Genomic DNA, 10,443 nt, shown 5'->3' with positions numbered 1-10,443 from the left:
GCCCCTGGAGGGCATGGCCGGCGCCGGTGGACCGGAATTGAGCGAATTCACGTCACAGAAAATTCGACGGCGATCAAAGCGCTGCGGGGACTTGCGGTGATGCGGCCGGGCAAATTTCCGTTCGGGTCCCGCTCCGCCGGTTCGTCAGAGAATTTGGATGGAGTTGACCCTCGGCGGGCGGTTCGGGTACGTGATGTCGGTCCAGCGGTTGACCCTCACCGAGTCGCCGTTGGCGTCGGAGTAGACCAGGTCGTTGTTCCCCGTGGAGATCCGGTCGATCCACCACCCGCCGAAGCCGATCGTCCCCCCGTTCGCGTAGCAGTCGACGCTGTCACGGCCGTCGAGGTGCGACCAGATCTTCAGGAAGTCATTGCGGCTCCCGTCACACTGGACGTGGTCGATGGCGAAGGCGTTGCCGGACGGCACGGCCACGGTGAGCGTGGCCGCCGCGGCGAAGGCCATCGCCAACGAGCTCACGACCTTCTTCGCTTTCGAGATCATGGATTCTCCTCAGCCGGATGAAATTTCGAATCGGAGTTCGCTTCGCAACGAGTTTCGGTTGCGTCGTGCTCGATCAGTATCCAGACCGCCTTTGTGAGGGTCAATCGAACAAGCCTCGACCTTACTTGTTCTCGGTCATTTCCATCCGGACTTTCGGCGAGGCGTGGGGTGTGTTGTTCTGGTGTGTCGCAAGTGGTTCCGGGGCCGGGCGGATGGGCCGTCGACCGAGATCGCCTACCGGCTGCTCTGACGTGGGGTGATGGTCCGACCGCCGACCGCGCGCGACAGGTGTTGGGGGTACCTGGCTGGGAGAGGGGGGTGGGGCTGGCGAGTTCGCGCATGACGTGTCGGGTGTTGCCGGGTGAGGGCGGGGTGGCGTCCTCACGCCCCCGGCCGACCGCCGGGGCGTGAGGATGAACCGGCCGGGCGGTGAGGTGACCGAACTCGCTGAGGGTTGTCCCGCAGCCAAGGCACGCAGCGACTCCGTGCCCGTCGAACGCGCGGGTCAGCGGGTGCGGCCGCGGGGCTTGAGGGGGGTGCCGGGGAGCTCCGGGGCGGGGAGGCGGTTGCCCGGGTAGCCCCGGACGGCGCCGCAGCGGTCGGTGGCGGCCTGCCACTCGTCGCGGGCCTGGCCGATGTCCTCGTGGGACCGCCCGATACGTCGCCGCCGGTCATCTCCATGGCCGCAGAGACGGGACCACCGGCAGCGTCGAGGATCCGGTCGCCGGCGGGGCGCTCCATCTTCGAGGGTGCGACCAGGACGCAGCGGATCCGGGCTTCCTCAAGGGCGCGGGCCCCCGACTCCACCATGCGCGCGGCCGTCCACCTGGAGTGCGAACGTGGCGCCGAGGCATACATCCGTGCGCTGCTTCTGCAGGCCCTCAGTGCGTCGGGCCTCGCACCGACCGGGCTGCGTGCCCGGCGTGAGCGCGGCGAGGTCGCCAGCCTGCGGGCCACGGTCGCCGTCAACGGCGACGTCGCCCAAGCACTGGAGCCGGTCATCTCGCGCCTCTGCCTGGAGCCGGGCGTCAGCGACCTGCACTGGCACCTGGAGGAGGGCGACACGAAGCACCAGGCCCTGGCCTGACCACGCGTCAGTGGCGCGTCGAGGACCCGACGCCTCCCCGGGTGCCTGGCAGACTGATCGGAAGGAGAGGTGATCCGAATGAGAGCGGTGCCCCGCCCGCGAACCGGTGAGGGCGCGGTGGTGCTGGGTGTGATCGCCCTGCTCCTGCTGGAGGTCGTCGCGCTGGTGGTGCTGCCGGTCCGCGACCGGCCGGTGGTCGGCGGCGCGCTGTTCGGTGCCGGCGTCGCGGTCCTTGTCGTGGCCGGCGTGCTGTGGCAGCGGCTGCGCAGACGAGGCCACCCTGGTGTGCCGCAGGCGGAGGCGGATCAGGAATCGTGGTTCAGCGCCCGCAGCCTGGAGGGCTTCCCGATGGAGGCGGTCCGGCCGCTGCTGCTGGGCGCGCACGCGCCCAGCCTCAATACGCTCTACACCGCGTGGGTGTTCGCCACCCACGGCCACGACGCCGGCTGGATCGCGCGCCACCTGAGCCTTCCCGCCGGCGTGGTCCGCCTGCTCGCCGACGCGGCGGCCCGCCGGAAGGACTGAGGCACGCACCCCGCCTACAGGGCGTCCTGCGCGCCGGGTTCCAGAGTGAGTTCGCCGTCGCCGGAGTCGTAGTCGAACAGTTCGGCGTAGCGGCCCCAGTCGATGGCGGTGTCCAGCTGGCGGCGCGCGTCCTCGGCGGAGAAACCGCGCCGCAGCAGGTCGAGGAACAACCCTTCGCGCAGGGTGTGATCGTCGGTGGCGGCCAGGGCCTGGACGATGGCCCGCACGAGCGGGGCGCGGCTGGCGGCGTGGTGGGCGAAGAGCTGCTTGCTGGTGAGGATGTCGGCGGCGGCGAACTCGCGGCCGGCGTCGGTGACGCGGATGCGGGGGCCGTCTGTGCGCGCGAGGTCGAGCAGTTCGGCGGCGTCGACCAGGGGCAGGAGGTCGTCGATCTCGAAGTTGAGTTCGTCGGCGATCTCCGCCAGGCCGTCCTCGCCGCCGCGGGCGACGAGGATTTCCAGCAGGCCCGCCAGCCCGCCGACGCTGACCTCCGGCAGCGGCGCGCTGGTCGGGGTCGGGGCGGGCCGCTCGGCACCACCGGTCGTCGCAGGCTCTACCGCGGCGACGGCAGCTTCCTCCCGGCCGGTGAGGATGCCGTAGACGGTGTCGACGATGGATTCGAAGTGCTGGTCCTGGCGGTTGCGGGGGCGGGGCAGGTCGACGCGCAGTTCGGCCTGGATGCGGCCGGGGTTGGCGGCCAGCACGAGGATGCGGTCGGCCAGCAGGACGGCTTCCTCGATGTTGTGGGTGACGATCAGGATCGACTTGACCGGCGCCTCATGCCCTTCCCACAGGCCGACCAGCTCGTTGCGCAGGTTCTCGGCGGTCAGCACGTCCAGGGCGGAGAACGGCTCGTCCATCAGCAGCGCGTCCGGTTCGACGACCAGGGCGCGGGCGAAGCCGACGCGCTGGCGCATGCCACCGGACAGTTCCTTGGGGTAGGCGGACTCGAAGCCGTCCAGACCGATCAGGTCGATCGCCTTCAGCGCCCGCTCGCGCCGCTCCTGTTCACCGACGCCCTGGGCGTGCAGGCCCAGTTCGACGTTCTGCTGCACGGTGAGCCAGGGCAGCAGAGCGAAGGACTGGAAGACCATCGACACACCCGGGTTGGCACCGGTCAGCGGCTCGCCCCGGTAGGCGACGGTGCCCGAGGACGGGGCGATCAGCCCGGCGATGCACCGCAGCAGGGTCGACTTGCCGGAGCCGGACTTGCCCAGCAGCGCGACGATCTCGCCCTCCGCCAGGTGGAAGCCGATGTCGTCCAGGACCGGCAGCTCCCGGCCGTCGGGGGTGGTGAACGTCTTGGTCACCCGCTCGGCCCGCACGATCGTGGCGCCGGTCGGGCGGGGGCCGGGGGTGCGCGGGTGGTCGGTGGTCACGGGTCCTGCCTCGCTCGCTGGTACGAAAGGTCAGAGGGAGTAGCGGGTCTCGGCGATGCGGTAGAGGCGGCGCCAGAACAGCCGGTTGAGGGCGACGACGTACAGGCTCATCACCACGATGCCGACCAGGATCTTCGGGAAGTCCCCGGTGGCGGTGGCCTGGGTGATGTAGGAGCCGAGGCCGGTGGCGGTCAGCGTGTGGGAGCCGTAGGTCACGACCTCCGCGACGATGGAAGCGTTCCACGCTCCGCCGGCCGCCGTGATCCCGCCGGTGACGTAGGAGGGGAAGATCGCGGGCAGGATGAAGGTGCGCCACTTCAGTCTCCCGCCGACGTGGAAGGTGGTCATCGCCTCGCGCAGGTCGGTGGGGATGGCCGAGGCGCCGGCGATCACGTTGAACAGGATGTACCACTGCGCGCCCAGCGCCATCAGCAGAATCGCGCCGACGTTCAGCGAGATGCCCAGCGCGACGAAGGCGGCGGTGGCGAACGGGAAGACGAAGTTCGCCGGGAAGCTCGCCAGGACCTGCACCACGGGCTGGGCGAAGCGGGTCACCCGCGGGTTCATGCCGATCCACACGCCGATCGGCACCCACACCACCGTCGCGAACGCGATCAGGATGATGACCCGGCTGAAGGTCGCCGCTCCCAGGGCCAGCGCGTGTCCGAACTCCGCGAGCCCCACCGTGGATCTGACGTAGGCGAACGCCTTCCAGGCCCCGAAGAGCACCAGCACGCTGACCGCACCGGCGAAGAACACGTCCCCCGTCCGCTCGCGCGCCGCCGACCCGCCGATCGGGTGCTCGGCCAGCCCGAACGGCCGGCTCGCCCGGTCCAGCACGCGGCCGATCGGCAGCAACGGGCGCCCGAGCCGTTCGGGGACGCTTGAGCGGCGCAACAGGTCAAGCATCAGACTGCGGGGGCGCTCGGCGGCTTCCGACTCCTCCACCCGGAACCGCTCCGACCAGGCGACCATGGGCCGCCAGAACAGCACGTTCACGCCCATCACCATGACCACCATCACGGCGATCGCGATGCCGACCTGGCCCAGGTTGCCGGCGGCGATGGCCGCCGCGGCGTATGACCCCATGCCGGGCAGCGCGTAGCGGTGGTTGAGGACGCTGATGGTCTCGGAGGCGGCGAGGAAGAACCAGGCGCCGCCGAAGCTCATCATGCCGTTCCACACCAGCGGGATCATCCCGGAGGGCACGTCGAGCTGCCAGAACCGCTGCCACTTCGTCAGCCGCATCACCCGCGCGGCCTCGTCCAGCTCCTTGGGCTGGGAGACGAGGGAGTAGTAGAAGGCGAAGGTCATGTTCCAGGCCATCGCGGTGAAGATCGCGAAGATCGAGGCGCACTCCAGGCCCAGGATCGAGCCGGGGAACAGGGCGATGAACGCGGTCACCGTCACCGACAGGAAGCCCAGCACCGGCACGGACTGCAGGATGTCCAGCACTGGCAGCAGCACTTTGTCCGCCCGCCGAAGCCGCGCCGCGGCGGTGGCGTACACGAAGGTGAACACCACCGACGCCACCAGCGCCGCGAACATCCGCACCAGCGAGCGCACCGCGTAGTACGGCAGGTTCGCCGGGTCCGTCGACACCGTGTCAGGAGCCGTGCTGGGCAGGAACGGCGCGTTCAGTGACGGGGCGAGCCGCAGCAGACCGTACAGGAACGCGACCAGTGCCACGACCACCAGCACGTCCACCCACCGGAATGCCGGCCGCCGCCACACCCCCCGCGAGGGGAACCCGCCCGGACCCGCCACCTGGCCTCCCGTGTCACCGTCGGCTCGCTGCCTCGGCCAGGAAACCATGCCCGGGAAACTCCGGACGAGTCCCCGCCGAGCGACACGCGAACACTCACCGACAGAAGATCCAGAGCAGCCGAGGCGTTCCTCACCCGGCGCCCACGTCCTCCTCGCCGAGTTGCCCGCTGCTCTCCACCCGCCGGGCGGCCGGGTCGGCCGCAGCCGCGAGCATGGTACCGGTGATTTGTTAAACCGGGGAGTAGAGATCAAGGGCGTGGCCGGTGCCAACGGCGTCAATCAGGGCTTGGAGTTCGGGTGGTGGGGGTGCGTTGGTCCAGGCTCGCCAGCAGCGTCGGAGGGTGATCCAGGGGCCGAGCCAGTCGTTCGCAAGGCCGTTCGATTCCTCAAGGTCGAAGGCGCCCTGGTGCTCGCGCACGTCGACTTCGACTCGATCATGGTGGCCGGTCCACCGGCTGACCTGGACCGGCGGGTGTGGCACGCCTTCACCGACGATCGCCAACCGTGGATGGACCACGCGAACGGCCGCATCGGTCGCGCACTGCCTGGCCTGGTCGCGGCCGCCGGGCTGACCCTGCAGCGCACCGAGACACTCACGACCGCCTCGACGGTACTCACGGGCTACGCCGAACGTCGACTGGACGACATGCGCAGAGCACTGCTGGGCTCAGTTGCACGCGGCACGACGACGGTCACCGCAGCCGATGTGACGGACTGGCACGCGGCAGTGCAAGCCGCGGCCCGCAATGGGCGCTTCTTCTTCTCCGAGACGGTAGTGGTGACCGTGGGCCTGAACTCTTCCGGCCCACCGGCCAGCGGTGCCTAGTCCCGGCGGTCAGGCGCTCGCCAAGCACCAGGGCCGCGCGCGTCGGTGCCAGCAGTGCTCGGTATCTACCTGCGATGTGACAACTCACTTGGGACGTAGGTCGAGTGTGTATCGCAGCGCGGGAATGGTGAAGCCCGTGATGGGTCCCAAGACGTCCTTGTGAGTCCCGCCGCAGTCCGGTTGGATATCCGCTGTGAACGAGCGATTGCGCTCCGCACTCGCCCAGCGCGGTGTGCCCCCTGCGGCACTCGCGACGGTCTGCGAGGTGGACCCCAAGACTGTCACCCGTTGGTTAGGCGGTCGCGTACCCCATGCCCGTCACCGGTGGACCGTTGCACGCCACCTCCAGGTGGACGAGACCTTCCTCTGGCCGGAGCCCCGTTCCCGGGCCGCACAGGTCACCGGTCCCGGTGCCGGCCTCGTGGCCACCTACCCCGATCGTGCCAGCGTCCCGCGGGAGATGTGGCTCTCCCTGCTCCTCGAGGCAGATCAGGTCATCGATGTGCTGGTGTTCTCGGGGACGTTCTTCGCCCAGTCGAACCCGCGCATCGCCACGATGCTGGCGCAGCGCGCGGCGGCCGGGGTGACGGTCCGGCTGTGCTTCGGTGACCCGCAGGGCCGCGCGGTGGCGATCCGCGGACGTGAGGAGGGCATCGGCGACGCCCTCGCAGCGAAGATCGGCGCCTCGCTGACCTACTACCGGCCGCTGCTGGGCACGCCCGGCTGCGAGATCCGCCTGCACGACACCACGTTGTACAGCTCACTGTTCCGCTATGACGACGACCTGTTGGTCAACCCGCACGTTTGGGGTCAGCCGGCGTCCGCGAACCCGCTGCTGCACCTTCAGAAGGACGGCGGGCTGGGCTGGTTCGACCGCTACGCTTCGAGCTTCGACGCGGTCTGGGACTCCGCCCGGCCGTGGACCGACGACGCGCAGGGGAGCCAGTCTCATGGCGGGCAGGACTGAGTACTACGGCGATCCGGACGCACCGGCCGCGAACTCGTTGGTCCCTGCGAGCAACCTGCTCGTGCAGAACGAGGCCGGCGAGATCCTGCTGCAGCGCCGACGCGACACCGGACAGTGGGCGCTGCCCGGCGGGAAGCAGGACATCGGCGAGTCCGCCGCCGACTGCGCGGTGCGCGAGTGCGAGGAGGAGACCGGAATCAAGGCGGAGATCACCGGACTCCTCGGGGTCTACTCCAATCCGGAGCACATCGTCGTCTACAGCAGCAACGGTGAGGCTCGCCAGCAGTTCGAGGTGGCATACATCGGCCGCGCGGTCGGTGGTACCCCGACGATCAACGATGAGGCCGACGGCGTGCGCTGGGTGCGGCCGGGCGACCTGGACGAGTACGACATCCACCCGAGCATGCGCCAGCAGATCGGCCACTACCTCAGCGGTCGGTACCCCTACCTCGGCTGACTCGCGGCAGCGAGCCGGTGTTCTGTACGGGCTACCGCCGCCTCGATCTCGGGCTGTGCGCGCTGGATGAACCGTCCCACCAGCGTGCCGGCTCCGTACCTGGCGAGGATCTCCGAGATCCGGTCTCGGGCGCTGGTCGGCGTTCCGTCGGGGGTGGTGGTGTCGCAGAAGATCAGGGCGTCCACCAGCACCTGGTCAGCGAGCATCGGGAACTCGTGCTACAGGGTCTCGCGGAGCCCGCGTTCCTCAGCTTCCAGCAGGGCGAGCGAGTGGTTGGCCACCAGCCGCACAAGCCGCGCGTCTGCGCCATGCTGGTTTCGCAGGAACCTCGCACCGTCCAGGGGATGAAAGCCAGCCAGGGCCAGGCGAGGTGCGTAGCCGACATCGTGGAGCACGGCGGCGGCAACCAGCAGGCCATCATCCGGCCCGGCGACCGCGGCCAGTTGCTCGGCTCGCCGTGCAACCCCCTGGGAGTGCGACCACCGCCTCGGCAGAGTGTCCGCCAGCTCCTGCCCGGCGATCCGCCGCGCCCACTGGGGCAAGGTCTCCGTCACGGTGTCAGCCTCCCCGTCTGGCGCCTGGTCCATGGGTTGCTGCAAGAGGGCACGCACTGCCTGGGCCACCGCCGATAGCGGCGGCCCAGGCAGTGGCCTCTCCTGCGTGGCAAGCCCGGATGTGCTATCCCGGGCCTGCCGCCGGTACGACTACCTGGGTGCTGCTGGGGTCAGGGACTTGCAGCCGAGCCAGCGCTGCAGCACCGCCGGCACCGTCACGGTGCCGTCCGGCTGCTGGTGCTGTTCCAGCAGGGCCGGCACCAGGCGGCTGGTCGCCAGCCCGGAGCCGTTCAGGGTGTGCACGTAGGCGGCCTTTCCTGCCGCGGGGCGGTAGCGGATGTTGCCGCGCCGGGCCTGGTAGTCCCGGGCGTTCGATACCGAGCTCACCTCGACGTAGCCGTCGATGCTGGGCAACCAGACCTCGATGTCGAAGGTCTTGGCCATCGACGCGCTGGTGTCCTCGGCAGCCAGCCGGGTGATTCGGTGGTGAAGGCCGAGCGCCTCGACCAAGTCGGCTGCCTTGGTCAGGAGTTCCTCGTGGGCGGCATCAGAGTGGTCGGGGTGCGCGAACTGGAACATCTCGACCTTGTTGAACTGGTGGCCGCGAAGGGTTCCCCGGTCGGCGGCGCGGTAGCTGCCGGCCTCGCGTCGGTAGCAGGGCGAGTAGGCGACGTACTTGCGCGGAAGTTCGTCCTCCGTCAGGACCTCGTCGCGGTGGAGGTTGACCAGGGCGGTCTCCGAGGTCGGCAGCAGGAACCGCTGCGGCCCGGCCGGACCCTGTTCGAGGGCGAAGACGTCCTCGGCGAACTTGGGGAACTGGCCTGCGGTGTAGCCGGCCTGATAGGTCAGTAGGTGGGGCGGCAGGATCAGCTCGTAGCCGTCCTGAACGTGGGTCTCGATGAAGAAGTTGAGCAGCGCCCATTCGAGGAGCGCGCCGTTGCCGCGGTAGACCCAGTTGCCGGTGCCACCGAGCTTGACGCCGCGCTCGTAGTCGATCAGCCCGAGCCGGCGGGCCAGATCGACGTGGTTGTGCGGCTCGAAGTCGAAGTCCGGCCGGGCGCCGTACTCGCGGACGACCTGGTTCTGCTCCTTGCCGCCGCTCGGCACGTCCTCGTCGGGCAGGTTGGGCAGCTGGTCAAGGAACGCCTGGCGCTCGGCGGCCAGGGCGGTGAGCTGCTCTTCGAGTGCGGCAAGGCGGGTGCCGAGTTCGGTTGCCTCTGTGCGTTTGGCGATCGCGGCCGGGTCCGTCGGATTGAGCCGCGCGATCTCGCGAGAGATCTGCTTGCGCTCGGCGCGTAGCGTCTCGACCTCGGTCGTGCCGTGTCGGTAGTTCTCGTCCAGGGCGAGGAAGGCGGTGAGGTCGATGTGAACGGCTCGCTTCGCCAGCGCGCGTTCGATGCGCTGAGGGTGCTCGCGGATCACGGTGATGTCCAGCATTTCGGGTCCCATCGATCAGTCGGAGTCCGACGTGATCCCTTGGGGGCGTGGGCGAGAAGGGAACTCGCGGTGCCACCACGCCTTCGCCGTCACCGAGATGACGGCCTCGACAGCTCGATGACGGGAGCGAACCGGCGGGGCATTGGGCCGAAGCCGACCGTTCCTCCCCGCACTCGGGAGGGGATTCACCACTGGACGCGAGGCTGCCTTCCCAGCTGCCGGCAGCTCTCTCGGCTCGCGTGCCCTGCGGCTACTTGTCTCCGTCAGCGCGTTGCCCAGAGGATAGAACGCCCGGGGCGCCGTGAGCAACGCAGAATCGCCGTCCAGATTCGGCCGATCACCCTGAGTGACGTCATGGCGATGGGTGCGGATCGCTGTCGTGCCAGCTCAGCAGCCCCCTGCCGCCGGTTCTCGTGAGGGCCGGCTGCCGAAGCTGATCAGCGCCGCTCGGCCAGCGCGATCAGCCCGCGCACCGCGTCCGAGACGTTCGGCAGGGCATTCGGCCAAGCCCAGACGAAGTCGTCGTGCTCGCTCAGGATGATGGGCTCGGTGCTTGGCGCGGTGGCGGTGAAGGCGTACTGCCGGCCTCGCTGCCCCTTGCGGTTGGTGTAGTCGACGGAGCCCAGGTAGCCGGTGATCGTCACCGTCAGACCGCACTCCTCCAGGGTCTCCCGCAGAGCGGCCTCCTCCACGCTCTCACCGGGTTCCACGCCTCCGGACGGAAGCTCGTACAAGCCCGCCATGCAGTCGCCCTGCTTCCGTCGAAGGAGCAGGACCCGGCCACGGTCGCGGATCAGGCACCCAGCACCGAAGCGCTCGATGCCGTCACGAGCAGCATCCTCTACAGGGGCAAGGACGGACGGCGGGACGTTGCGGCACATGCGCTGCTCCTGAGGTCCGGACCGCTCAGGGTGAGCTGGGCCGATACGGGTGAGGGTCATTC

The 10,443-nt window shown here is 69.5% G+C and carries 10 protein-coding genes and 2 pseudogenes; 5 read left to right on the top strand and 7 right to left on the bottom strand.

What is annotated here, in order from left to right; translation table 11 throughout:
• Positions 1-144: 144 nt before the first annotated feature.
• Positions 145-501 carry a beta/gamma crystallin domain-containing protein gene (locus ACFV61_RS20945; protein ID WP_063351953.1) on the bottom strand — a complete coding sequence of 119 codons (357 nt, stop codon included), beginning with the start codon at positions 499-501 and terminating at the stop codon, positions 145-147.
• Positions 502-1,006: 505 nt separating this feature from the next.
• Positions 1,007-1,159 (bottom strand): annotated as a pseudogene (locus ACFV61_RS20940) (pirin family protein); the annotation flags it as partial.
• 21 nt (positions 1,160-1,180) lie between these two features.
• On the opposite strand from ACFV61_RS20940, the gene ACFV61_RS20935 reads away from it, so the two are divergent.
• Together ACFV61_RS20935 and ACFV61_RS20930 are read left to right on the top strand one after the other, a co-directional pair.
• On the top strand, positions 1,181-1,588 hold the full coding sequence (locus tag ACFV61_RS20935; RefSeq protein ID WP_347878571.1) for a hypothetical protein: 408 nt from the start codon (positions 1,181-1,183) through the stop codon (positions 1,586-1,588).
• A gap of 78 nt (positions 1,589-1,666) precedes the next feature.
• A complete protein-coding gene (locus tag ACFV61_RS20930) occupies positions 1,667-2,113 on the top strand; it encodes a hypothetical protein (protein WP_380493205.1) in 447 nt (148 codons plus the stop codon).
• A 14-nt stretch (positions 2,114-2,127) separates the two neighbouring features.
• Here the strand turns inward: ACFV61_RS20930 and ACFV61_RS20925 are convergent, their stop codons facing one another.
• The gene (locus ACFV61_RS20925; RefSeq protein WP_380493203.1) at positions 2,128-3,492 is read right to left on the bottom strand and encodes a nitrate/sulfonate/bicarbonate ABC transporter ATP-binding protein; all 1,365 of its coding nucleotides are present in this window, start codon (positions 3,490-3,492) and stop codon (positions 2,128-2,130) included.
• 30 nt (positions 3,493-3,522) lie between these two features.
• Positions 3,523-5,199, bottom strand: coding sequence for an ABC transporter permease (locus ACFV61_RS20920; protein ID WP_380493201.1), 1,677 nt, complete (start codon positions 5,197-5,199; stop codon positions 3,523-3,525).
• Between the two features lie 466 nt (positions 5,200-5,665).
• Between ACFV61_RS20920 and ACFV61_RS20915 the strand changes: the two genes are divergently transcribed.
• The 3 genes from ACFV61_RS20915 (at position 5,666) to ACFV61_RS20905 (ending at position 7,509) form a co-directional block, all read left to right on the top strand.
• Complete coding sequence (locus ACFV61_RS20915) at positions 5,666-6,085, top strand: hypothetical protein (RefSeq protein ID WP_380493199.1); 420 nt, start codon at positions 5,666-5,668, stop codon at positions 6,083-6,085.
• 193 nt (positions 6,086-6,278) lie between these two features.
• Positions 6,279-7,052 carry an XRE family transcriptional regulator gene (locus tag ACFV61_RS20910; RefSeq protein WP_380334381.1) on the top strand — a complete coding sequence of 258 codons (774 nt, stop codon included), beginning with the start codon at positions 6,279-6,281 and terminating at the stop codon, positions 7,050-7,052.
• Positions 7,036-7,509 (top strand): NUDIX hydrolase, encoded by a 474-nt coding sequence (locus ACFV61_RS20905; RefSeq protein WP_380493197.1) that lies wholly within the window; start codon positions 7,036-7,038, stop codon positions 7,507-7,509. The genes ACFV61_RS20910 and ACFV61_RS20905 overlap by 17 nt, the downstream gene beginning before the upstream one ends.
• Here ACFV61_RS20905 and ACFV61_RS20900 read toward each other — a convergent pair.
• The 3 genes and pseudogenes from ACFV61_RS20900 to ACFV61_RS20890 all read right to left on the bottom strand — a co-directional run bounded on the left by ACFV61_RS20900 (position 7,497) and on the right by ACFV61_RS20890 (position 10,381).
• A pseudogene (locus ACFV61_RS20900) lies at positions 7,497-8,096 on the bottom strand (HD domain-containing protein). The gene ACFV61_RS20905 and the pseudogene ACFV61_RS20900 sit on opposite strands and share 13 nt — an antisense overlap.
• Before the next feature lie 117 nt (positions 8,097-8,213).
• Positions 8,214-9,512 carry a serine--tRNA ligase gene (serS, locus tag ACFV61_RS20895; RefSeq protein ID WP_380493195.1) on the bottom strand — a complete coding sequence of 433 codons (1,299 nt, stop codon included), beginning with the start codon at positions 9,510-9,512 and terminating at the stop codon, positions 8,214-8,216.
• A gap of 425 nt (positions 9,513-9,937) precedes the next feature.
• Positions 9,938-10,381: an NUDIX hydrolase gene (locus ACFV61_RS20890; protein WP_380493193.1), complete on the bottom strand. Its 444-nt coding sequence runs from the start codon at positions 10,379-10,381 to the stop codon at positions 9,938-9,940.
• Between the last annotated feature and the right edge of the window lie 62 nt (positions 10,382-10,443).

It is taken from the genome of Kitasatospora sp. NPDC059817 (genome assembly GCF_042731835.1).
GTDB lineage: Bacteria > Actinomycetota > Actinomycetes > Streptomycetales > Streptomycetaceae > Kitasatospora.
The sequence above is the reverse complement of the archived record's forward strand: the minus strand, read 5'-3'. Positions and strand labels throughout refer to the sequence as shown.

Coding starts and splice junctions, on each gene's coding strand:
- ACFV61_RS20945 (WP_063351953.1), bottom strand. CDS start 501: ATGATCTCGAAAGCGAAGAAGGTCGTGAGCTCGTTGGCGATGGCCTTC.
- ACFV61_RS20935 (WP_347878571.1), top strand. CDS start 1,181: ATGGCCGCAGAGACGGGACCACCGGCAGCGTCGAGGATCCGGTCGCCG.
- ACFV61_RS20930 (WP_380493205.1), top strand. CDS start 1,667: ATGAGAGCGGTGCCCCGCCCGCGAACCGGTGAGGGCGCGGTGGTGCTG.
- ACFV61_RS20905 (WP_380493197.1), top strand. CDS start 7,036: ATGGCGGGCAGGACTGAGTACTACGGCGATCCGGACGCACCGGCCGCG.
- serS (WP_380493195.1), bottom strand. CDS start 9,512: ATGGGACCCGAAATGCTGGACATCACCGTGATCCGCGAGCACCCTCAG.
- ACFV61_RS20890 (WP_380493193.1), bottom strand. CDS start 10,381: ATGTGCCGCAACGTCCCGCCGTCCGTCCTTGCCCCTGTAGAGGATGCT.